Source organism: Pseudomonas fuscovaginae SE-1 (assembly GCF_000364705.1).
Lineage (GTDB): Bacteria > Pseudomonadota > Gammaproteobacteria > Pseudomonadales > Pseudomonadaceae > Aquipseudomonas > Aquipseudomonas fuscovaginae_A.
Genome location: NZ_AQOH01000161.1, coordinates 1 through 21919 on the forward strand (window position 1 = coordinate 1; position 21919 = coordinate 21919).

19 protein-coding genes and 1 tRNA gene are annotated in these 21919 nt (G+C 63.4%); 14 read left to right on the forward strand and 6 right to left on the reverse strand.

Annotated features, from left to right (window positions below; genetic code table 11):
* From K675_RS0115960 to K675_RS33380, 4 genes are all read right to left on the reverse strand, one after another.
* A partial coding sequence (locus K675_RS0115960; protein ID WP_017904502.1) for an ABC transporter substrate-binding protein occupies window positions 1-858 on the reverse strand: 858 nt, incomplete at its 3' end.
* 234 nt (window positions 859-1092) lie between these two features.
* Window positions 1093-1419 (reverse strand): peptidylprolyl isomerase, encoded by a 327-nt coding sequence (locus K675_RS0115965; protein WP_269745392.1) that lies wholly within the window; start codon window positions 1417-1419, stop codon window positions 1093-1095.
* A 103-nt stretch (window positions 1420-1522) separates the two neighbouring features.
* A complete protein-coding gene (locus tag K675_RS0115970) occupies window positions 1523-2614 on the reverse strand; it encodes a 3-deoxy-7-phosphoheptulonate synthase (protein ID WP_017904504.1) in 1092 nt (363 codons plus the stop codon).
* Between the two features lie 46 nt (window positions 2615-2660).
* The gene (locus K675_RS33380) at window positions 2661-2813 is read right to left on the reverse strand and encodes a hypothetical protein (protein WP_198291648.1); all 153 of its coding nucleotides are present in this window, start codon (window positions 2811-2813) and stop codon (window positions 2661-2663) included.
* 441 nt (window positions 2814-3254) lie between these two features.
* Between K675_RS33380 and K675_RS0115975 the strand changes: the two genes are divergently transcribed.
* Both K675_RS0115975 and K675_RS0115980 read left to right on the forward strand, forming a co-directional pair.
* Complete coding sequence (locus K675_RS0115975; protein ID WP_017904505.1) at window positions 3255-4013, forward strand: carbon-nitrogen hydrolase family protein; 759 nt, start codon at window positions 3255-3257, stop codon at window positions 4011-4013.
* Window positions 4010-4468 carry a GNAT family N-acetyltransferase gene (locus K675_RS0115980; protein WP_017904506.1) on the forward strand — a complete coding sequence of 153 codons (459 nt, stop codon included), beginning with the start codon at window positions 4010-4012 and terminating at the stop codon, window positions 4466-4468. The genes K675_RS0115975 and K675_RS0115980 overlap by 4 nt, the downstream gene beginning before the upstream one ends.
* A 66-nt stretch (window positions 4469-4534) precedes the next feature.
* On the opposite strand, the gene K675_RS0115985 is transcribed toward K675_RS0115980, so the two are convergent.
* Window positions 4535-4756 carry a DNA-binding protein gene (locus tag K675_RS0115985; protein ID WP_017904507.1) on the reverse strand — a complete coding sequence of 74 codons (222 nt, stop codon included), beginning with the start codon at window positions 4754-4756 and terminating at the stop codon, window positions 4535-4537.
* Between the two features lie 80 nt (window positions 4757-4836).
* On the opposite strand from K675_RS0115985, the gene K675_RS0115990 reads away from it, so the two are divergent.
* The 6 genes from K675_RS0115990 (at window position 4837) to K675_RS30850 (ending at window position 9523) form a co-directional block, all read left to right on the forward strand.
* On the forward strand, window positions 4837-5202 hold the full coding sequence (locus tag K675_RS0115990; RefSeq protein WP_026145236.1) for a helix-turn-helix domain-containing protein: 366 nt from the start codon (window positions 4837-4839) through the stop codon (window positions 5200-5202).
* A 143-nt stretch (window positions 5203-5345) separates the two neighbouring features.
* Window positions 5346-5984 (forward strand): response regulator transcription factor GacA, encoded by a 639-nt coding sequence (gene gacA / locus K675_RS0115995; RefSeq protein ID WP_010446530.1) that lies wholly within the window; start codon window positions 5346-5348, stop codon window positions 5982-5984.
* 2 nt (window positions 5985-5986) lie between these two features.
* On the forward strand, window positions 5987-7810 hold the full coding sequence (uvrC, locus tag K675_RS0116000) for an excinuclease ABC subunit UvrC (protein ID WP_026145237.1): 1824 nt from the start codon (window positions 5987-5989) through the stop codon (window positions 7808-7810).
* Between the two features lie 32 nt (window positions 7811-7842).
* On the forward strand, window positions 7843-8403 hold the full coding sequence (gene pgsA, locus K675_RS0116005) for a CDP-diacylglycerol--glycerol-3-phosphate 3-phosphatidyltransferase (RefSeq protein ID WP_017904511.1): 561 nt from the start codon (window positions 7843-7845) through the stop codon (window positions 8401-8403).
* A 66-nt stretch (window positions 8404-8469) separates the two neighbouring features.
* Window positions 8470-8545, forward strand: a tRNA-Gly gene (locus K675_RS0116010).
* A 234-nt stretch (window positions 8546-8779) separates the two neighbouring features.
* Window positions 8780-9523, forward strand: a complete 744-nt coding sequence (locus K675_RS30850) for a tyrosine-type recombinase/integrase (RefSeq protein ID WP_017904512.1) — start codon at window positions 8780-8782, stop codon at window positions 9521-9523.
* On the opposite strand, the gene K675_RS0116020 is transcribed toward K675_RS30850, so the two are convergent.
* Window positions 9513-11657, reverse strand: a complete 2145-nt coding sequence (locus K675_RS0116020; RefSeq protein WP_017904513.1) for a TonB-dependent siderophore receptor — start codon at window positions 11655-11657, stop codon at window positions 9513-9515. The two genes, K675_RS30850 and K675_RS0116020, sit on opposite strands and share 11 nt — an antisense overlap.
* 409 nt (window positions 11658-12066) lie before the next feature.
* Here K675_RS0116020 and K675_RS0116025 point away from each other — a divergent pair, with 409 nt between their 5' ends.
* The 6 genes from K675_RS0116025 (at window position 12067) to K675_RS0116050 (ending at window position 21917) form a co-directional block, all read left to right on the forward strand.
* Window positions 12067-12873 carry an ABC transporter ATP-binding protein gene (locus K675_RS0116025; protein ID WP_037006593.1) on the forward strand — a complete coding sequence of 269 codons (807 nt, stop codon included), beginning with the start codon at window positions 12067-12069 and terminating at the stop codon, window positions 12871-12873.
* Entirely contained in the window at window positions 12870-13853 is a 984-nt protein-coding gene (locus tag K675_RS0116030; RefSeq protein ID WP_017904515.1) for a FecCD family ABC transporter permease, read from the forward strand. Before K675_RS0116025 ends, K675_RS0116030 begins: the two co-directional genes overlap by 4 nt.
* Window positions 13850-14890: a FecCD family ABC transporter permease gene (locus K675_RS0116035; RefSeq protein ID WP_017904516.1), complete on the forward strand. Its 1041-nt coding sequence runs from the start codon at window positions 13850-13852 to the stop codon at window positions 14888-14890. The genes K675_RS0116030 and K675_RS0116035 overlap by 4 nt, the downstream gene beginning before the upstream one ends.
* A 31-nt stretch (window positions 14891-14921) precedes the next feature.
* Window positions 14922-15857 (forward strand): ABC transporter substrate-binding protein, encoded by a 936-nt coding sequence (locus K675_RS0116040; protein ID WP_017904517.1) that lies wholly within the window; start codon window positions 14922-14924, stop codon window positions 15855-15857.
* Between the two features lie 194 nt (window positions 15858-16051).
* Complete coding sequence (locus K675_RS0116045) at window positions 16052-17044, forward strand: TauD/TfdA family dioxygenase (RefSeq protein ID WP_017904518.1); 993 nt, start codon at window positions 16052-16054, stop codon at window positions 17042-17044.
* Window positions 17045-17111: 67 nt separating this feature from the next.
* On the forward strand, window positions 17112-21917 hold the full coding sequence (locus tag K675_RS0116050) for a non-ribosomal peptide synthetase (protein ID WP_017904519.1): 4806 nt from the start codon (window positions 17112-17114) through the stop codon (window positions 21915-21917).
* Window positions 21918-21919: the final 2 nt, after the last annotated feature.

A 21919-nucleotide genomic window follows, 5' to 3' on the forward strand; every position in this document is an offset into this window, starting at 1 on the left:
GGCGGTGGCGGAGAACTCGCGGTTGTAGTCGTAGGCGCCGCCACGCAGCACCTGGCGCGCGACGTCGGTGTCGCCGAAGTATTCGATGCTGAAACGGTCGAAGTTGTACAGGCCGCGGCTCACCGGCAGGTCTTTGCCCCACCAGTCGGGGTTGCGGGTGAAGGTGATGCTGCGTCCCGAGTCGACCTTGCTGACCCGGTAAGGGCCGCTGCCCAGCGGGGCCTCGTAGCCACCGCCATCGGCGAAGTCACGGGTTTTCCACCAGTGTTCCGGCAGCACCGGCAGGGTCGCGATATCCAGCGGCAGCGAACGGTTCTCGGTGTTCCTGAAGTCGAAGCGAATCTGGGTCGGCGATTCGACCACCACATCCTTGATGCCTTCGAACTGCATGCGATAGCTCAGACTGCCCTGGGTCATCAGCAGGTTGAAGGTGTAGCGCACGTCCTCGGCGGTGATCGGCGTGTTGTCGGCGAAGCGTGCCTTGGGGTTGAGGAAGAAACGCAGCGACAGGCCGTCATCGGAGCGCTGCATCTTCTGGGCGACCAGGCCGTAGACGGTGTAGGGCTCGTCGAGGGAACGCACCGCCAGCGGTGAATAGATGTAGCCGTCGATCTGCGAAACGCCGATGCCCTTGTCGATATAGGGCAGCACATGGTCGAACTGGCCGATCTCGATGGCCGAGCGCTTGAGGCTGCCGCCCTTGGGAGCGTCGGGATTGGCGTAGTCGAAGTGGCTGAAGCTGGCCGGGTATTTGGGCGGCTCGCCGTAGACCGTCAGGGCGTGTTGCGCGGGAGCGGCGTGGGCAACACTGGCAAGCAGGGCCAGGGTGCCGAATGTCAGGGAAAGAACCAGTCGCATCGTCAGCCTTGAGGACGGTGTGAGAGTGGGGGCTTCCTGTGGCGAGCACGGCCCTGTGGCGAGCGGGCTTGCCCGCGCTCGGCTGCGAAGCAGTCGTGAAACCGGCTTTCTCGGTGCCTCTGGTGCACCGAATGTCCGGTTTCAGGGTCGCTTGGCGACCCAGCGGGGGCAAGCCCCCTCGCCACAGGCGTTGGCTGCCAGAGGGGGCGCGAAGAGCAACCCTCGTCGGACGGATCAGTCCTGGCGGCTGGTGACTTCCAGCAGGTGGTAGCCGAACTGGGTTTTCACCGGGCCTTGCACGGTGTTGATCGGCGCGCTGAACACCACGGTGTCGAATTCCTTGACCATCTGGCCTGGGCCGAAGGAGCCCAGATTGCCGCCGTCACGGCTGGAAGGGCAGGTGGAGTTGGCCTTGGCGATTTCGGCGAAGTCGGCGCCGCCTTCGATCTGGGCCTTGAGTTCGTTGCACTTGGCTTCAGTGGCAACCAGGATGTGGCGGGCAGTGGCTCGGGCCATGGTGGGGTACTCCTTTGGGGAAAATGTCGAGACTACCGGATTCAGGCGGCTTTTTCCCGGCAAAGTTCCTCGAGGGCGGTGCGGCAGGTGGGATGCGGGAAGGCTTTCGCGGTGGTTCGCCGCCCCGAACCGCCGCGAAGGCCTCCCGTCAGGCGCTCACCGCCTTGAGGGACGCCTGCTCCCGCAACCGTTGCGCCGCGCTACGCAGCAACTGTTCGGTCGCTTCCCAGCCCAGGCAGCCATCGGTGATCGAAACGCCGTACCTGAGGGACGGGCTCAACGGCTGACAGCCTTCGAACAGATGACTCTCCAGCATCATGCCGATCAGCGAGCGGTCGCCCTGCAGGCGCTGCTCCAGCACCTCGCCGAATACCGCCGGCTGGCGCAACGGGTCCTTGCCGCTGTTGGCATGGCTGCAGTCGACCATCATCCGGCTCGCGATGCCTTGCTTCTCCAGCCCTGCCCGGGCCAGGGCGATGCTGCGGGCATCGTAGTTCGGGCCACGATGGCCGCCGCGCAACACCAGGTGAGTATCCGGGTTACCCGCGGTCTGGATGATCGCCGGATGCCCTTGACCGTCGACGCCGAAATGCCGGTGTGGGTGCGCCGCCGAACGCATGGCATCGCTGGCGATGCCGACACCGCCGTCTGTGCCGTTCTTGAAGCCCACGGGCATCGGCAGGCCGCTGGCCATTTCCCGGTGGATCTGCGACTCGGTGGTCCGTGCGCCAATCGCAACCCAGCTCAGCAGGTCGTCGAAGTAGCTGGCGGCCATCGGCTGCAGCAGTTCGGTGGCGATCGGCAAGCCCATGCGCAGCATTTCGCGCATCAGTTCGCGCGACAGCGCCAGGCCGCCGGCCATGTCGTCGCTGCCGTCCAGGTGCGGATCGTAGGCCAGGCCTTTCCAGCCGACCGTGGTGCGCGGTTTTTCGACATAGGCACGCATGACCAGCAGCATCTGGTCGCTGACGTCGTTCGCCAGGCTGGCCAGGTGGCTGGCGTATTCGAGAGCCGATTGCGGGTCGTGGATCGAGCAGGGGCCGACGATCATCAGCAGGCGCGAGTCTTGGCCGTCGAGGATGGCGCGTATCGCCTCGCGGTGGCGGGTGACCTGAGCGCTGAGCGTGGTAGTGAGGGGCAGGTGCTGCTTGAGCTGCAGGGCCGTCGGCAGGCGCTGGGTCAGCGGCTCGTTGGCGGACGACAGGGTGGACAGTGGCAAGGCGGAGAGAGACGAATTCATGTTCGGAGTTCCCTGGGCAAGCGGCGGGTCTTTCCCGCGCGCGGCCCTATTGCGGTGTTCGACAATCAGCCGGATTGGCTGCGAGTGTGTGCTTGCCACCTGTGAGTGACCGTTCGGAGGCGGCGTGCTGTCCCGAGCGGAGGTTGGTAAATCGCCAGGCGGTGGTGAATTCGTAGCGGTAATAGGTGGCGTAGTTCATGTCGGTATTCCTCGATTCGAAATGTCTGTTGAAGCGTTTTACGTAAAAGTGAAGCCCTGAAAAAACAAAACCCCCGGTCGGGAGGCCGACCGGGGGTTGTTGATTCTCTGGTAGGCGACCCCTTGAGTAGTGGGCGCCGGTTGGGTATCAGGCGCGCCAGTGGCTAAACCAATACCCAAAATAGAAGCCTGCGGATGCGCCGGCGGTTTTCATCCAGGCAGCCGCTGGCGAGCGCGGGGCGCCGACAGTCTGGCAAGGCATGGAATGAAAGGCGTGCATGGCGCTTCTCCGATGGAATGTCCCGAGCTTACTAGAGCCATGGGATGCTGTTCAATCAGAAATTTCTATGATTGGCGCCATACAGTCGCTATGGCTTAAACAAATTAAATGTTTTATGACAAACTCACCGGACAATTCCTACTTGATCATCAGGCATGCCCCATGAACGTTCTGACCATTGCTGCCGCCCAGTCCTGCTCCCTTGCCGGTGACCTGGAGGGCAATATCCAGCGGCACCAGCGTTTCATGGAGCAGGCGGCGGAGCAGGGCGTGGAGCTGCTGGTTTTTCCCGAACTCTCGTTGACCGGTTATGAGCCCGGGCTGGCCCCGGTACTGGCGGTGACCCTGGATGCCGAGGTGTTGCAACCCTTGTCCGAGCTGGCGCGTGAGCTGCGCCTGGTGACCGTGGTCGGCCTGCCGATTCGTCTGGCTGCCGGTGGTCCGCTGCTGATCGGTGCACTGACCTTCAAGGCCGACGGTTCCCGGCAGCTCTACAGCAAACAGCATCTGCACACGGGTGAAGAACAGGTGTTTACGCCCGGGGGCGGAGGCGCTGCCTTGACCCTCGGTGCCGACACCGTCGCCCTGTCGGTTTGTGCTGACTTTTCCCACGCCAGCCATGCTCTCCAGGCCGCCCGATCTGGCGCTAACCTGTATGCATCAGGCGTGCTGGTCAGCGAGAACGGGTACGCCACCGATAGTGCGTTGCTTCAGGGGTATGCCCGTGAGCACGACATGGCCGTGCTGATGGCCAATCACGGCGGTGTCACCGGTGGCTGGGTGTCGGCGGGGCGCAGTGCGATCTGGGCTGCCGGCGGGCAACGGGTGGCGGCCGCGGCGGGTGTGGGTGATGTGCTGGTGATCGGTCGACGGGTCGAGGGCATGTGGCGAGGCGAGGTGGTGGAAGTGGAGGGGCTGTGACGCGGGACTGGCGTTTTCGCCCGGCGACCGAGGTGGACCTGGAGTTCGCCCGGACGCTGACGCGCGGGAACATGATGGCCTACTACTGCGAGTACGATCTGCTCTGGCAGGAGGAAGCCTTCGATATCGCCTGGGCCGGGCGGCAGAATGCCTTGCTCTGCGAGGGTGAGCAGGTGCTGGGTTTCGTCAGCTTCAGTCGGGACGCCAGGGCGCTGTATATCCGCGAGTTGCAACTGATCGAGGCGGGGCGCGGACAGGGCTTGGGCGGCTGGCTGATCGGCCAGGCACGTGACATCGCCTTCAGGGAAGGGCGTCCGGAGTTGCGCTTGACCGTGTTCAAGAGCAATCCCGCCAGGCGGCTTTACGAGCGCATGGGGCTGGAGGTCGTAGGGGAGGATGAGTGCTTCTTTCGCATGAGTGCCGGGGCTCTGAAATCGAGCGGTAGAATCGGCTGACAGTATTTTCGGATTGAGCTTACTCCTCGACATTTCGAGGCGCATACTGGGCTCGAATACGCGGGGCTATCCCTCGCTTCGGTCATTGTCGTCGAGGATGATTCCGTCCTTCATGCCCAGCAGGACCGCCACTTTGTGGGCTTCCCCGCGGCGTCCCTTTTTCCGCCCGGCGAGCACTTGATAGGTGGTTGCCGGGTCGACGCCATGCTCGCGTGCAAACTCCTGAACCGATTTTCCTTGATGTTCCAGCCAAGCCTTGGCTTGTGCAGCGGTGCGAATACCGGGCATAGTTCAAAACCGTTCAATTTTGTTTAATTGTGTTGAATTCACCCCTTTTAGGGGTGCTTGACTTGGGATATTACATCCAAATGAGTGGAATTGGTTCCCGGTTGCGACAAGAGAGGGAGCGACTCGGATTGTCGCAGAAGGCTTTTGGCGAAATCGGTGGCGTTGAAGCCAACGCCCAGGGCAAATATGAAAGCGGCGATCGCGCGCCGAAGGCCGACTATCTGTCGCGGGTGGCCGAGCGTGGCGTCGATGTGCTGTATGTCCTGACCGGCAACCGGACGCCGACGCTGGTCGACAATCTCAGCTCCAGCGAAGAGAAGGTGCTGGGCAGTTACCGAACCCTGCGCAAGGCTGACCAGGAAGCGATCAGCCAACTGACCACCACGCTGGCCGAGGCGATCGCCTCCTACGGCGCCAAGGGCCGCCGGGACCCGCAAGACCGCTGAGAGGCGGTCTTTCCCTTCTTCGACTTCGCAGGCGCCTATAGCGCTATGACACTCTTATGTGACGCTTGCAGCTAGGTCTGGCCGTCGGTTTTTTGCTAAGGTGGTCAATAATCTGATAAGACCATAATTCGCGAGGTGTCTGCTTGATTAGGGTGCTAGTTGTCGATGACCATGATCTTGTGCGTACAGGCATCACCCGGATGCTTGCCGACATCGATGGCCTGCAGGTTGTGGGGCAGGCTGAGTCGGGAGAGCAGGCCCTGCTGAAAACGCGGGAGCTCAAGCCGGATGTTGTGTTGATGGACGTCAAGATGCCGGGTATCGGCGGCCTTGAAGCAACGCGCAAACTGCTGCGTAGCCACCCTGATATCAAGGTTGTGGCGGTCACCGTGTGCGAGGAGGATCCGTTCCCGACGCGGTTGATGCAGGCCGGGGCTTCAGGCTACCTGACCAAGGGCGCGGGGCTGGCGGAAATGGTTCAGGCGATTCGCCTGGTGTTCGCCGGGCAACGCTACATCAGCCCGCAGATCGCCCAGCAGATGGCGCTCAAATCGTTCCAGCCGGCCAGCGAATCACCGTTCGATGCCTTGTCCGAACGGGAAATCCAGATCGCCCTGATGATCGTCGGTTGCCAGAAGGTGCAGATCATTTCCGACAAACTGTGCCTGTCGCCGAAAACCGTCAATACCTACCGTTACCGGATTTTCGAGAAGCTGTCGGTCAGCAGTGATGTCGAGTTGACGCTTCTGGCCGTACGCCACGGCATGGTCGATGCCGGCTGACGATGACTGAACCGTTCGATTCAAGCGCTTTTCTTTCTACCTGTAGTGGCCGTCCCGGTGTGTATCGCATGTTCGACAGCGATGCGCGCCTGCTGTACGTGGGCAAGGCCAAGAACCTGAAGAATCGCCTCGCCAGCTATTTCCGCAAGACCGGCCTCGCGCCGAAGACCGCCGCCCTGGTGGCGCGTATCGCCCAGGTCGAGACCACCATCACCGCCAATGAGACCGAGGCGTTGCTGCTGGAGCAGACGCTGATCAAGGAGTGGCGCCCGCCCTACAACATCCTGCTGCGCGACGACAAGTCCTACCCCTATGTCTTCCTCTCGGATGGCGATTACCCGCGCCTGAGCATTCATCGCGGGGCGAAGAAGCTCAAGGGCAAGTATTTCGGGCCTTATCCGAGTGCGGGTGCGATTCGCGAGAGCCTGGCGCTGTTGCAGAAGACCTTCCACGTGCGCCAGTGCGAGGACAGCTACTACAAGAACCGCACCCGACCGTGCCTGCAGTATCAGATCAAGCGCTGCAAGGCGCCTTGCGTCGGCCTGGTCGAGCCCCAGGAATACGCCGAGGATGTGCGCCATTCGGTGATGTTCCTCGAAGGGCGCAGCAATGCCCTGAGCGATGAGCTCAACGCCGGCATGGAGCAGGCGGCCAGCACCCTCGACTTCGAGAAAGCGGCCGAGCTGCGCGATCAGATCGCGCTGCTGCGCCGCGTGCAGGACCAGCAGAGCATGGAAGGTGGCAACGGCGACGTCGATGTCATCGCTGCGTTCGTCAACCCGGGCGGCGCCTGCGTTCACCTGATCAGCGTGCGCGGCGGGCGGGTCCTGGGCAGCAAGAACTTCTTCCCTCAGGTCGGCATCGACGAAGACGTTTCCGAGGTCATGGCGGCGTTTCTCGGTCAGTACTTCATCAGCAGCCCGGAGCGCGACCTGCCGAGCGAACTGATCGTCAACGTGGTTCACGACGACTTCCCGACCCTGATCGCCGCCATCGAAGAGCTGCGCGGCCGCGAGTTGAGCATCAGCCACCGGGTGCGCGGCACGCGGGCGCGCTGGCAGCAACTGGCGGTGACCAATGCTGAACAGGCCCTGACCGCCCGCCTGGCCAACCGTCAGCACGTGGCGGCACGTTTCGACGCGCTGGCCGAAGTGCTGGACCTGGATGAGCCGCCACAGCGCCTGGAGTGCTACGACATCAGCCATTCCAGCGGCGAATCGACAGTGGCGTCCTGCGTGGTGTTCGGTCCGGAAGGTCCGATCAAGTCCGACTACCGCCGCTACAATATCGAGGGTGTCACGGCCGGCGACGATTACGCGGCGATGCACCAGGCGCTGACCCGTCGTTTCAGCCGGTTGAAGGAGGGCGAGGGCAAGTTGCCAGATATTCTCCTGGTGGACGGTGGCAAGGGGCAATTGTCCATGGCCCGCGACGTGCTCAACGAACTGGCGGTGCCGGACCTGATCCTGCTCGGCGTAGCCAAGGGCGTGACGCGCAAGGCCGGTTTCGAGACTCTGTACCTCAACGATGCGGCCCACGAGTTCACCCTCAAGGGTGATTCACCGGCGCTGCACCTGATCCAGCAGATCCGCGATGAGGCCCACCGTTTCGCCATCACCGGTCACCGTGCGCGCCGCGGCAAGACCCGGCGGACCTCGACCCTGGAAGGGGTGGCGGGTGTCGGACCGAAGCGACGGCGTGAGCTGCTGAAGCATTTCGGTGGATTGCAGGAACTGTCCCGGGCCAGCATCGATGAGATCGCCAAGGCGCCGGGGATCAGCAAAAAGCTCGCAGAGCTGATTTATGCCAGTCTGCACAGCGAGTAGAATGCCCTTTCACTTCGTAGCCAGTTGTGCCGATGAATATCCCTAATCTGATCACCGTTCTGCGTGTTGTACTTATCCCGATCTTCATTCTGTTGTTCTACCTGCCGTACCAGTGGAGCTACATGGCGGCCAGTTCGGTTTTCGCCTTTGCCGCCGCGACGGACTGGCTCGATGGCTACCTGGCACGCCGCCTGGAGCAGAGCACGCCGTTCGGTGCGTTCCTGGACCCGGTGGCCGACAAGCTGATGGTGGCGGTGGCCCTGGTCCTGCTGGTGCAGGAGCATGGCAACTTCTGGCTGACCTTCCCGGCGGTGGTGATCATCGGGCGTGAGATCGTGGTGTCGGCCCTGCGCGAGTGGATGGCCGAGATTGGCGCGCGTGCCCAGGTCGCGGTCTCGAAGATGGGCAAGTGGAAAACCGCCGCGCAAATGTTGGCGTTGGTGATCCTGCTGGCCAACCCTTCGACTCTCAGCTTCTGGGTCGTGGTCGGCTACGCCCTGTTGATGGTTGCCGCGGGCCTGACATTGTGGTCGATGGTGCAGTATCTGCGGGCCGCCTGGCCGCATCTGCGGATCCATGGTGAAAATAAATAAAACTTTTTTGAATCAAGGGGTTGACGTGGTGCGTAGATTCTATAGAATGCGCATCACCAAGACGACGCGGGAATAGCTCAGTTGGTAGAGCACGACCTTGCCAAGGTCGGGGTCGCGAGTTCGAGTCTCGTTTCCCGCTCCAGTTATTAGATTTACAGAGTTCTGCGGACAGCCACTGAAGTCTGTAAGTCATTGAAAAAAGGAGCTTCGGCTCCTTTTTTCGTTCCAGTGGCTTCCACTGGAATCCACCGCCAGCCACGCCCAACAAGTACAGAAATAAGTACATCGAATTCGGGTGTCGGCCAAGGCGAATTTTCGCTAGAGCCTACGAGTCCTTCAAGCCGATATCTCCTCCCTTGTATTGGAGGATATTTCCATGGCTTTGACCGATAAGGCGGTGCGTCACGCCAAACCTTCCGCCATGAATTATACGCTCAGCGATGGCGCAGGCCTCACCTTGTTCGTGTGCAGCACCGGCGCCAAGCAATGGCACTGGCGTTTCTACTGGCAGGGCAAGCAGTCGCGCATCTCGCTGGGCAGCTACCCGGCGCTGGGCCTCAAGGAGGCGCGTCAGCAGCGCGATCAGGCCCGAACCTGGCTCGCCCAAGGCCTCGACCCGCGCGCCCAGCGCCGTGACGCGCTCCGGGCCCTGGAGGCCCAGGCTCACCATACCTTTGCCGCCGTATTCGCTGAATGGCGTGACTTCAAGGCGCAGAGCCTGAGCCGCGGGCGACAGAGCACGCTGTCGCAAATCGAACGGATCTTCGACAAGGACGTGCTGCCTGCGCTGGGTGCGCTGCCGATGGCGGAGGTGTCCCGGCAGGACCTGCTGGGGGTGTTGCGTCGACTCGAGCAGCGGCGTGCCTTCACCGTCGCGGAGAAATGCCGCACCTGGTTCAACCAGTTGTTCCGTTACGCCATGGTCGAGAAAGGGCTGGAGCAGAACCCGGCGGCGGACCTGGACATCGTCGCCATCCCCAAGCCGCCGGTGAGTCATAACCCGTTCCTGTTGATGGACGGCTTGTCCGTGTTAGTGAGGTGGAGCCCGTCCGTTAGGCGGTTAAGACCGCGCCGCAGCAAGGTGCTTGCTCGGCGCGCGGAGCGACAGATCACCAGGTGAAGTTCACCGAGGTCAGCAAGGTGCGCTCGTCCCCGTAGCTACAGGTGGAGAAACTGCACTGCGTGTAGCGCTTGTCTGTCAGGTTGTTGGCGTTGACGGTCACGCTCCAGTTGTCGTCGATCTGGTAGCGCGCCATGGCGTCGAACAGGGTATAGGCTGGCATGGCCGAATCCATGCCCGAGGCCTGCGTTGTACCCATGTAGCGAGCGCCGGCGCCCACGGTCAGTTGCGGAATGTCCCAGTTGACGAAGTGGTAGCTGGCCCACAGGGCTGCCTGGTGGTAGGGCGTTTCATCGGTACGTTGGCCCACTTCGGCCGCAATGGCGCTCTTGATGGTGCGTGCGTCGGTATAGGCGTAGGTGGCGATCATGCTGAGTGCCGGGGTGACATCCGCCTTGGCTTCCAGCTCCAGGCCGCGGGAGCGTACCTCGCCGGTTTGGCGGTACTCTTCGGTAATTGGATCCTGCTTGAGCACGTTGGTCTGGGTCAGCTCGTAGACTGCCGCGCTGAGCAGCATATTGCTGTCATTGGGCTGATAGCGCACGCCTGCTTCGTATTGTTTACCTTCGGTGGGGGTGAAGGTCTGGCCGGTGACTTCCGCAACGGAAACCGGGAAGAACGACTCGCTATAGCTGATGTAGGGCGCCAGGCCGTTGTCCGCCAGGTAGACCAGGCCCGCGCGCCAGGTGGTGGCTTCGTCGCTTTGGCTGGCCTTGGCGGCATTGCGATGCGCTGTCTGATGCTGGTCAGCCCAGTCGTGGCGGCCACCCAGTTGCAGGACCCACTTGTCGTCGAACTTGATCTGATCCTGCAAATAGACACCTTTTTGCAGCGTATCGAGCTGCGAGCCACGATCCAGGGCGCGATCTCTGTTGACCACCACGGGCTGGCCATAGTTGTAGCGGCTCAGGTCCAGGCTGGGGGCTGCGCCTCGGAAGTTATGGGAGTCGTAGGACGTGTCATAGCCGTCGAAACCGACCAGAACGGTGTGCTCGACGCTGCCGATCTGCCATTTCGATTGGACATTGGTATCGCTGGCCAGGGTTCTGGCGCGCTCACGGCGATCACTGTATTGCCTTTGCAGAATGCCGGTCGTGGCAGCCTGATTGATCACGGCGGCAGTGACTGCCGGATTGCCGGTTCTGACCTGCAGGTATCTCCACTTCACATCGGACTCGGAGTAACGCAGCTTGTGATTCACCGTGAAGTGTTCGTTGAAGTGGTGGGTGAATTCGTACCCCAGGGCCGACATCTCGCCATTCATGTCGTCGTAGTCCGGCTCGCCGATAAAGTCGTGGCGGCCGATCTTGAAGGCGCCGTCACCCACACCTTTGACCAACTGATAGGGCAGGGGCGCGGGGAAACGCGTATCGGTCTTCTGGTAGAACGACAGCAGGGTCAGCGATGTGTCTTCGTCAGGGCGCCAGGTCAGCGCCGGGGCGATGTAGAACCTGTCGTCGTTGAGATGATCCTGCTGGGTGTCGCTGTTGCGGCTGAGCAGGGTCAGGCGATAGCTCAGGGTGTCGCTACCGGCCAGTGGGCCGCTGAAGTCGGCGGCGACCTGCTTGCGGTCATTGGAGCCCGTCTGCAGTTGCAACTCGTGGAACGGCGTCTCGGTTGGGCGCTTGCTGACGCCGTTTACCATGCCGCCGGGCGAGAGCTGGCCGTAGAGCACCGAGGCGGCGCCGCGAATGACCTCGACGCGCTCCAGGCCATAAGGTTCCTGAATGCCGTCGTAGGAGTTGTTCTGCAGGCGCAGGCCGTCGCGCAGCGAGCCGCCAGTGGCGGATTCGACCGAGAAGCCACGGATGCGGAAGCGGTCCGCAGTGCGGTTGAAAGAGGTCGAGCTGGCGGTGAATCCTGGTGTGTAGCTCAGCGCCTGAGCCAACGTTTCCGCCTGGCGGTCGCGGATTTCGTCGCTCGTCACCACCGACAGCGACTGTGGCGTCTCGGTGATCGGCGTGTCGGTCTTGGTAGCGCTCATGTTGCGTTTGGCGACATAGCCGACCACATGCTCGGTGGGCTGTTCGACGTTTTGCGCGGTAACGTTGGTGGCATCGAGTTCCAAGGGCGCGGCCGTGGGGGCCTGGTTGGTCTCAGCGGCATGCAGGCTGCCTGAGCCCAGGCTGGCCATGGCCAGTGCTAGTGCGCTAAGGCTGAAGGCTGGGCGTCGGGCGAAACGTTCGGGGCTTGGGTGCGTAACCTGACACATGGCGAAGGAAAGTCCTTTAGTTTTCTGGGATGTGTGCGCAAGACGGAGGAGTTTCTGTGATCCTTCACGCCAGTGCGTGGTGGCAGTGAGCAGTAGCGCGCGAACTCTACATCTAAATGAGAAATATTTGTACTAGCACACAATTTATTGTCACCACTAAACTATTGTTGCAAGCTACTACGCATAAATGTTTAAGGCCTGGACGCTGCCTGACAGGCAGTGTCCGCCCTGAGCTGGATGAGATTCGCGGTGAACCCGCATGCCCGGCCAACTGTGCTGGCTCTTGGCCGGGCGGGCGCTGGCGCGTTGGTTCGAAATCGAGTGTGTGTGCATGTTGAAAGCGATGGGGCTTGAGCTTCAATTCGACGGATTGAAGGTGCTGGATGACATCAGTCTGACCATTCCCGAGGGCTGCTTTACCGCATTGATCGGTGCCAATGGTTGTGGCAAGACCACCTTGCTGAACGTGCTGGCGCGCATGCTGCGGCCAGCCAGCGGCGACGTACTGCTGCAGGGTAAGCCCCACGTTCAGCTCTCGCGACGAGATCTGGCCAGGCAAATCGCGCTGTTGCCGCAACGCACCGCTTCGCCTGCCGGGATAACCGTGCGCGAGCTGGTCATGCAGGGGCGCTACCCCTGGCAAAGCTGGTGGCAGCAGTGGAGTGACGCCGATCAGCAGGCGGTCGACCGCGCCGTGGCACTGGCCGATGTCGGCATGCTGCTGGACCGCACCCTGATCAACCTGTCCGGGGGGCAGTTACAGCGCTGCTGGATTGCCATGACTCTGGCACAGGAGACCCCGGTCATCCTGCTCGACGAGCCCACCACCTTTCTCGATATCGCTCATCAGATCGCCTTGCTCGAACTGCTCGCCGAGCTGCGTGACCAGGGGCGCACTGTCGTCGCGGTTCTGCATGACCTCAACCAGGCCGCGCGCTATGCCGATCAACTGGTGATGTTGCGCCAGGGCAAGGTGCACGCCCAGGGCACGCCTGCCGAGGTCTTCACCCCGGCCAACCTCAAAGCCGTGTTCGATCTGGATGCGCACATTCTCATCGATCCGCACTCCGGTGATCCCCTGTGCGTGCCGGCTTCCCCTGTCCGCACGCGTGCGCTCGACAGTCAGGTAGCCCGATGACGAGTGGGTGGCGCTGGCCGATCTGGTTATCGATCTTGATCGGCATCGGCCTGGCGTCGACGCTGCACCTGGCAGTGGGGGCCAAGTCGATTCCCTGGAGCGATGTCTGGCAGGCGCTGCTGGCGTATGATCCGAGTAGTTCTGACCACAGCGTCATCCGTGGTTCGCGCTTGCCGCGCCTGTGGGTGGCAATGGTTGTGGGTGCCTGCCTGGGGCTGGCCGGTACGATGATGCAGGCGGTGGGCGACAATCCGTTGGCCGACCCGGGCATCCTCGGCATCAACAGTGGTGCGGCCTTGTTCGTGGTCATTGGCTTGCTGGTGCTGCCCGGCAATGACATGAGCATGATTCCCCTGTTTGCCTTCAGCGGCGCTCTGGTGGCCGCCATCGGCGTCATGCTGCTGGCCGGGCGCACGCCCAATCCGGTGCGCCTGACGCTTTCCGGAGCGATGATGGCCGCACTGTTCGGCGCCATCACCGCGATTCTGCTGCTGCTCGATCAGCAGGGGCTGGACAGCCTGCGTCGCTGGCTGACCGGCTCGCTGGCTATCAGCGGGGCAAACCTGCCAAGCTGGCTCTGGCCCTACCTGATCGTCGGCATGCTGCTTTGCCTGATCAATGTGCGCGCGTTGAATGCCTATCGGCTGGGCGCGCAGGTGGCCTCCAGCATGGGCGTCAACCTGTTGCGGATGCGGCTGTTGAGTTTGGCGGCCGTGGTGCTGCTGTCCGGTTGCGCGGTGGCGTTGGCTGGCCCCATCGGCTTTGTCGGGCTGGTAGTGCCGCATGCGGCGCGGCTGCTGGTTGGTCACGACCTGCGCCAGCTGCTGCTGGCCGCGCCGCTGCTGGGCGGCCTGCTGCTGGTGCTGGCCGATGTCGTGGCGCGCACCCTGGTGAGCCCGTACGAACTCAATACCGGCATCGTCACCGCGCTGATCGGCGGCCCGATATTCGTCGTGCTGGTACTGAGGAAGCTCAAATGAGTCGCTGGCTGACCACGCCACGGCGTTGCCCCGGGTTGCCCTGGGTCGGCCGGCCCATCGATGTGTTGGCGGCGTTGGTGCTGCTCGTGTTGCTGACGGGGCTGACGCTGTACGCGGCCAGCGTAGGCAGCTACACGACGGGCATGGGCCAACTCTGGCAGAGCCTGTTCTCCGATGAGGCGGCGCTGCCGGCCAGCGTACTGTGGGAGTTGCGCCTGCCGCGCATCCTGCTGGCGATTCTCGGGGGCGCGGCGATGGCCCTGGCTGGCGTGCTGATGCAGTCACTGACGCGCAACCCACTGGCTGCGCCGGGATTGGTCGGGGTGGAGGCGGGTGCCAGCGTCACCATGTTGCTGATCCTGGTGCAGTGGCCGCAAGCCTTGCCGCTGTCGCTCTATCCTCTGGCGGCGTTGCTCGGCGGTCTGGCGGTGGCGCTGTTTATCGTCGCGCTATCCTGGCGCGGTGGCATTGCCCCGCTGCGCCTGATTCTGGTTGGCGTGGGGCTGACGGCCATGCTCAGTGCCGTCGCCGATCTGCTGATCACCTACGGCAATATCGATCGGGTCGAATCGGCGCTGATGTGGCTTGGCGGCAGCCTGCATCGCAGTGGTTGGCCGCAGGTGCGGAGCCTGCTGATCTGGTTGCTGGTGGCGGGCATGCCCCTGTTGTTCTGTCACCGCCAGCTCAATCTTCTGCAACTGGGCGAGAGCGTGGCGCTCAGCCGCGGCCTGAATGCACCGGTGATCATGCTCTTGCTGTTGCTGTGCAGCGTCACGTTGACCGCGGCCACGGTGGCCAATATCGGCGTGATGACCTTCGTCGGCCTGGTCGCGCCGCACCTGGCGCGACTGTTGTGCGGTGACCGGCATGGCGCGTTGTTGCCGCTGTCGGCGTTGTTCGGGGCCGTACTGGTTCTGCTGGGTGACACGCTGGGGCGCGCCTTGTTGCCGCCGTTGCAACTGCCGGCCGGTCTGGTGGTGGCGATTATCGGTGCGCCTTATCTGTTGGTTTTGCTGGCGCGGCAACGCAATCGTTGACGCGTCGTCACTGAAGGACATGACGAAGATAATGCTGAAGTTCAAAGCCCTTTCCCTGGTGGCCTGTGTACTGTTTGGTCTGAGTTCGATGCAGGCCGTCGCCGCCGACACCCGGGTGTTCGAGAACCGTTTCGGCCGCGTCGAAGTGCCGGTCGCACCGCGTTGCGTGGTATCCCTGCATGACCTCAGCCTGACCACCCAACTGCTCGAGCTGGGCATAACCCCTTGCGGGTCCACGGGGCGCAAGAAGCTGCTCTCGGACGCAGTGTTCCGTGGCGCTCAACAGCGCTTCGATGTCTCCGGCATTCGCTATGTCGGTTCGCAGCAGTCGCCCGATCTCGAGGCCATCGCGGCGCTCAAGCCTGACCTGATCGTCGGGCTGTCCTATCACCAGGACCTGAAAGAGCGTCTAAGCAGCATTGCCCCGGTGGTGCTGCTGCCGGCGCGCGAGGCCGGCATCAAGGCTTACGCCAAGGAACTGGCCGAACTGGTAGGCAAGCAGCAGCGCTACCAGAAGTTGCTGAACGAGTACCAATGGATCGTCGGCGAATTCGCCAAGCGGGTGAAGGAGCCTGGGCGTATCACGGTCACCACCCTGGAGGTCTATCCGGACGGTTTCCAACTGATCGGCCGTTCCGGGATGGATGACGTGATCGCCGACTTCGGCCTCGGGCGCGTGTCGGCCTTCAAGGAGGCGCGCCAGAATGTGCCTTACAGCCTGGAGCGCATTGGCGACTTCGACAGTGATTTCATCATCGATACCTATGAGGAAATGCTCGGTTCGGAGGCGAGCACCGAGGCCTTCCGTCGTTCGCCGCAGTGGCAGAACCTGTTCGCGGTGAAGAACCATCAGTTCCTGTATTTCAACCGCAGTCGTTTTGCCGACACCATGCAGGGCATGATCGGCTCGGCCTACCTGCTGCTGTCGCATATCGGCGAACGCGATTACAACCTGCAGGCAAAGTGAGCCAGTCAGCCTGGGTAAGCGGCTACGGTCGCCCAGGTGATGGCTGAATAATGCCTCGAGTGCTGCTGCTTCGCGGCCCGCGGGTAGCAGTAAGTTCCCGCAGCTTGAAGTTTAAATAATATTGATTCCTGTTTGATAATGAGTGGGTTTTACGATAATTTTGTGCGCCTCGTCAGTAGCACCAAGGAATGCAGATGCTTACCGATTCGCTCAGCCGCGCAAACCATTCACTCGATGAGGTTCAGACGGGTGTCGAGACACCGCTGCCCTTAGTGTTGCGCGCTCCTGTGCCAGGCGACTCCTGGCGTGATCACGCGCAGTTGATCAGGCGTGCCGTCGACAGCGACCTGCAGACCACCGGGGGCATCCTCTTTCGCGACTTCGCCTTTCGTGACGCCAGCGACTTCGAGGATTTCGCCCGCAGTTTCGGTCACGAGCTGCTGACCTACGACTACGCCTCCACGCCACGCACCAAGCTCAACAGCCGCGTCTATACCTCGACCGAATACCCCGCCCACCAGGTCATTCCGCTGCACAACGAGCAGTCCTACTCGTTGAACTGGCCGATGAAAATCTGGTTTCACTGCATCCAGGCCGCGCCGGTCGGCGGTGAGACGCCCATCGCCGACAGTCGCCTGGTCTATCAGCGCATTGATCCCGCCATCCGCCAGCGTTTCGCCGACAAGCGCCTGATGTACGTGCGCAACTACGGCAATGGGCTGGATCTCAGCTGGCAGCAGGCGTTCAGCACCGAGGACCGCAGCGAGGTCGAGCGCTTCTGTCGGCTCAGCCACATCGACTTCGAGTGGAAGGATGACGGCGAGCTGCGTACGCGCCAGGTCTGCCAGGCCGTCGCGCGGCACCCGGTCACCGGGGAGTGGGTCTGGTTCAACCAGGCGCATCTGTTCCACATCTCCAACCTCCCGGCTGCGCTACGCGAAACGCTGATCTCCATCGTCGGCGAGGAGGGTGTACCGCGTAACGTCTTCTACGGTGATGGTTCGCCCATCGAGCTGGAGGCGCTGGAGCATGTGCGCGATGTCCTGCGGCGCACCCAGGTCAGCTTCCCCTGGCAGGCGGGCGATGCGCTGATGCTCGACAACATGCTGGTCGCCCACGGTCGCTCCACCTTTCAGGGGGCACGCAAGGTAGTGGTGGCCATGGCCGAGCCCGCCTCGGCCGTCTGACGCTGAATAACCCTCTAAGCCACTGCCCGGGTGGCTGACCTCGAATCCGCACGATGAAGGATGACACATGCTCGATCGCCTGATGCATGACTGCTGGCTGCGCGGTATACGCCTGTCCGTGAGCGAAGGCCGCCTGATGATTTCCGCTGGCTTGCCGGAGGCCCTGAGTACAGAGCTTGAGCGTGAGCTGCAAGCGCGCCGTGCTGAAGTACTGCCCTGGTTGGCGCGCCATCCGGACTACTTCCAGGCGCGCCCGCTCAATGATAACGAGCAGGCCCTGTGGTTCCTGCAGCGTATGGAGCCCGGCAGTTGCGCCTACAACATCGCCCTCGCCGGGCGCATCAGGCCGCAGTACCTCTGGGCGGATCTGCCGCAGCGTCTGGAGCGGGCCTGGCAGAAGGTGCAGCAGCGTTATCCGCACCTGTGCAGTGCCTATGTCGAGCGTGATGGCAAGTTGCTGCAGTGGGACAGCCGACCGCAGCCCACCTCACTGCAATGCGAAACCTGGCAGGACGCCGATGCGGCCAGTGTGCGGCAACGTGTCATCGAGCTGGCCGACAAGCCCTTCGATCTCGCTGCCGGCGAGATCAGCCGGCTGGTGCTGTTGAGCAACCAGTTGGGTGACCGTGTCGAGTACACGGTGCTGCTGGGCATCCATCATATCGCCTCTGACCTGACCACCTTCGACGTGTTGTTCAGCGAGCTGTTCGCCCTGGTCGATGGCGACGTGCTTGCCGAGGTCGACCCGGAGGCCTATCGCAACTGGTGCAGCGCGTTGTACCTGCGCAGCGAGGCGATCGAGGCCGAGGAACTGGCCTGGTGGCAGGCGCAATTGGCCGATGCGCCGACGCTGGAGCTGCCCACTGACTTCGCCCATGGCAGCACCCAGGGCTTTGAGGGCGGAGAGCTGTCGTTCCATTTTGGCGCGGACAACAGCGAGCGGCTGCGTGCGGTCGCCAAAAGCCTGGGCGTGACGCCCTACGTCTATTGGTTCTCACTGTTCCAGCAATTTCTCGGCGTGCTGTCCGGGCAGGATGATTTCGTTCTCGGTACGCCCAGTGGCTGGCGCCTGAAGCGTGAGCAGGCTGAACTGCCGGGCTATCTGGTCAACCCGTTGCCGGTGCGCTGCCGTGTGCGTCGCGACCTGTCCAGCGCTGAGTGGGCCGGGCAGGTGGCTGCCACTGTCCGGCAGGCCTTGCGCCATCGGCACTATCCCTTCGCGCGCCTGGCCAAGCATCTGGATCTGCCGCGGCAGATGGGCCGGGCACCGGTGTTCCAGCACATGTTCACGCTGAACAAGGAGCGTGACGTGCCGTTCGACCGCTACATCGAGCGCATGATTGGCGAGCAGCGTGGTGCGGCCCACGAATTGAACCTGGTGATCATCGATGACCTGCCCGAGTTCATCGGGCGTTGGCGCTACAGCAAGGCGCTGTATCGGCGCGAGAGCGTCGAGCGTTTTCAGGCACAGTTCATTGCCCTGGTCATGGCGGCCATGGAGCAGCCGGACGTGCCGTTTGCCGAATTGGACTGGTTGCCTCTCGAACAGCGTTCGCAATTGTCTGGCGAATGCCTGCCGGTACCGGATGAGAGCGCCTGGAAGGCTTTCGTCAAACACTGCATGGCGAACCCCCAGGCCATCGCCCTGGAGGATCGGCAGGGGCAACTGAGCTATGCCGAACTGGCCAGGGCCGTGGTCGCCCGTGGCGAGCGCCTGCACGGTTCGCTGAGTGCGAGCGGTGATCGGGTTGCCCTTTGTCTGCCGCGCGGCCGCGAACTGGTGATGCACATGCTCGCCGCCTGGCAGTGCGGCGCGACCTATCTGGCCCTCGACCCGCAGTGGCCCGAGTCGCGTCTGCAGGACATCTGCCTGGATGCAACGCCCAAGGTCTACGTGGGTGAGGGCGAACGGCCAAACTGGTTGCCGACGCAGGTGCAGTGGCTGGCCGTGCCGGTCGAGGCGCTGTTCAGCGATGCGCCGCTGCGCACCAGCGTTCCGGCGGACGTGCCGGCCTACGTGGTCTACACCTCCGGCTCGAGCGGGCGTCCCAAGGGCGTGGAGGTGACCCAGGGCAACCTGGTTCACTATGTCAGCGCCTGCCTGGCACGCCTGCGCTTGAGCGCCGACGCCAGCCTGACGAGCCTGGCCAGTTGCGCCACGGATCTGGGGCACACTGCGTTGTTCGGCGCGCTGCTCAGCGGCCGGCGCCTGCGCCTGCTGGACGAAGCGCTGGCCTTCGATGCCGAGGAGTTGGCGGCGCTGCTCGGACAGCAGCCCGTGGACATGCTGAAGATCGTGCCCTCGCACCTCAACGCGCTGCTGGTGGCCAGCGAGCCGGGGCGCCTGTTGCCGCGCCAGTGCCTGGTACTCGGTGGCGAAGCCCTGGGCGCCGATCTGCTGGCGCGGGTGCGCGCTCTGAGCCCGCAGTTGCGCATCGTCAACCACTACGGGCCCAGCGAAACCACGGTGGGCGTGCTGACCCACGACGTCGAAGGCGAGGGTGACGCACCGCTCGGGCGCCCCTTGGGCAACGTGCGAATCAGTGTGCGCGGGCCGGATGGCGTCGTGCTGCCGGCTGGCGTCAGTGGCGAGTTGTATATCGAGGGCGCGACCGTGGCGCGTGGCTACCTGAGTGCCAGCGAGGCCGATCAGGCGCGCTTCGGTGCATTGGGTTATCGCACGGGGGACCGGGTACGCCTCGATCATCTGGGCCGGGTGCTGTTCCTCGGGCGTCTGGACGAACAGGTGAAGATTCGCGGCTACCGCGTCGAGCCTTCGGAAGTGGCGGCGCAATTGCGTGCGCTGCCACAGGTCGAAGACGTGCGCGTGCTCAACGCACCGACGCCATTGACCGGCAACCGCCTGGTGGCCTTCCTGGTCGCCGCGCCGAGCGCACTGGCGGACATTCAAACCGCGTTGCAGGTACGCCTGCCGGATTACATGCAGCCGGCGCAGTGGCATTGCCTGGAGGCGATGCCCTTGCTGGCCAATGGCAAGGTCGATCGTCAGGTGTTGTTGAATCTGGTTGAGCAAGCGCCGCGCGATCTCGGAGCGCGTACCGAACAGCCGTTGAGTGCACTGGAAAGCGCCTTGCTGGCGATCTGGCGTGAATTGCTGGGCAACCCGAACATCGGCCCGGACGACAACTTCTTCGCCCACGGCGGCGATTCGATTCTCGGCCTGCAGATCATTGCCCGCGCACGCCAGCAACAGATCACCCTCACCCCCAAGCAACTGTTCGCCGAGCCCAGCGTGCGGGCGCTGGCGCGGGTAGCGCAGACGCCACAGCGCGCCAGGGTCGAGCGGCTGCTGGTGATTGCCCGCAAGATTCTGGAAAAGCCCGATCTGCAAGCCGACGACAACTTCTTCGCAGTCGGTGGCGACTCGATCCTCAGCCTGCAGATCATCGCCCTTGCCAAGCAGCAGGGCCTGCAGCTCAAACCCAAGCAGATCTTCGAGTTCCCTTCGGTCAGCGGCTGGGCCGAGCAGGCCGTGGACCTCGCCAGTGTGGCCGAGCAACCCAAGGTCGATAGCGCCGAGCCGAGCGCCGCGTTTGCCCTGACGCCGATCCAGGCCTGGTTCTTCGACCAGCAGCAGACCACGCCACAGTACTGGAACCAGTCCCTGTTGCTGGCCGTTCAGCAGCCGCTGGAACCGGCGCGCCTGGCCCAGGCACTGGCGACCTTGTTGCAGCGTCACAGCAGCCTGCGGCTGATCTTCGAGCAGAGCGGGCAGGGCTGGCAGCAACGCTATCAGCCGCTGTCGGCGGCGTTGGCCGACACGCTGCTGCAGGTGGTCGAACAGCCGCTGGACGACGCGCTGCTGCAACAGTGGCAGCAGGGCTGGCAACTGGATCGCGCCCCGTTGATCCGCTGGGTGTATTTCACCGGCAGCGGGCACCTGCTGTGCACGGCGCATCACCTGCTGGTCGATGCGGTGTCCTGGCAGGTCCTGCTCGAGGAGCTGGAAAGCCTGTACCACGACCCGCGGGCCGCGTTGCCGGCGGTTTCCACCCGCTTCGATCGCTGGAGCGAGGCCTTGCAGCGTCATCGCCAGGTCCCCGAGGTGCTGGCCCAGCGCGACTACTGGCAGGCGCAACTGGCCGAGGAGGGCGAGGTCGCCCGTGATGTCAGCCTGTATGGCGAAAGCCGCACGCTGGAAACGAAACTGTCCCTCGAAAAAACCGCCTGGCTGCTGGGCGACTGCCATGGGGCCTACGGCACCCAGGTGCAGGATCTGCTGGTCGCGGCACTGGCCGGCGTGATCGGCCAATGGCTGGGGCGCGAGCAGGTCACCCTGGAGATGGAAAGTCACGGCCGCAGTGGCTGGGAGCAGGGCCCGGATCTGTCACGCTCGGTGGGCTGGCACACCAGCCGCTACCCGTTGGCCGTGCGCGCCGCCCAACAGCCGGAGGAGGCGATCATCGCCGCCAAGGAGGCCCTGCGCCGCGTACCGGAGCAGGGCATTGGCTACGGTCTGCTGCGCCTCGATCCACGGCACGGGCTTGGTGCCGCTTCGCTGCTGACCTTCAACTACCTGGGGCGGGTCGACCAGTGGCTGGGTGGTTGCCGTCTGTGGCGCCTGGCGCAGCCGCTGTGCCCGGCCATGCGCGCCCCCGACACCCGCCGCACCCATCTGCTCGACGTGACCGCCCTGGTCGACCAGGGTCAGTTGCACATCGAGTGGCGCTACGCCCCGCACCTGCATGACCCGGCCTTGATCGGCGCACTGGCGCAGCAGTTCCAGCAGGGTATCGAAGCCCTGCTCGAACACTGCCTGGCCCCCGAGGCTGGTCGCGCCACCGCTGCCGACTTCGCCGACTCGGGGCTTTCCGACGACGAATTCCTCGGTCTGCTCGAGCAACTGCAATGAGC

Coding starts and splice junctions, on each gene's coding strand:
- uvrC (WP_026145237.1), top strand. CDS start 5,987: ATGACTGAACCGTTCGATTCAAGCGCTTTTCTTTCTACCTGTAGTGGC.
- K675_RS0116025 (WP_037006593.1), top strand. CDS start 12,067: ATGTTGAAAGCGATGGGGCTTGAGCTTCAATTCGACGGATTGAAGGTG.
- K675_RS0116020 (WP_017904513.1), bottom strand. CDS start 11,657: ATGGCCAGCCTGGGCTCAGGCAGCCTGCATGCCGCTGAGACCAACCAG.
- K675_RS0115975 (WP_017904505.1), top strand. CDS start 3,255: ATGAACGTTCTGACCATTGCTGCCGCCCAGTCCTGCTCCCTTGCCGGT.
- K675_RS33380 (WP_198291648.1), bottom strand. CDS start 2,813: ATGAACTACGCCACCTATTACCGCTACGAATTCACCACCGCCTGGCGA.
- K675_RS30850 (WP_017904512.1), top strand. CDS start 8,780: ATGGCTTTGACCGATAAGGCGGTGCGTCACGCCAAACCTTCCGCCATG.
- K675_RS0116040 (WP_017904517.1), top strand. CDS start 14,922: ATGCTGAAGTTCAAAGCCCTTTCCCTGGTGGCCTGTGTACTGTTTGGT.
- K675_RS0116035 (WP_017904516.1), top strand. CDS start 13,850: ATGAGTCGCTGGCTGACCACGCCACGGCGTTGCCCCGGGTTGCCCTGG.
- K675_RS0116050 (WP_017904519.1), top strand. CDS start 17,112: ATGCTCGATCGCCTGATGCATGACTGCTGGCTGCGCGGTATACGCCTG.
- K675_RS0116030 (WP_017904515.1), top strand. CDS start 12,870: ATGACGAGTGGGTGGCGCTGGCCGATCTGGTTATCGATCTTGATCGGC.
- pgsA (WP_017904511.1), top strand. CDS start 7,843: ATGAATATCCCTAATCTGATCACCGTTCTGCGTGTTGTACTTATCCCG.
- K675_RS0115970 (WP_017904504.1), bottom strand. CDS start 2,614: ATGAATTCGTCTCTCTCCGCCTTGCCACTGTCCACCCTGTCGTCCGCC.
- K675_RS0115985 (WP_017904507.1), bottom strand. CDS start 4,756: ATGCCCGGTATTCGCACCGCTGCACAAGCCAAGGCTTGGCTGGAACAT.
- K675_RS0115990 (WP_026145236.1), top strand. CDS start 4,837: ATGAGTGGAATTGGTTCCCGGTTGCGACAAGAGAGGGAGCGACTCGGA.
- K675_RS0116045 (WP_017904518.1), top strand. CDS start 16,052: ATGCTTACCGATTCGCTCAGCCGCGCAAACCATTCACTCGATGAGGTT.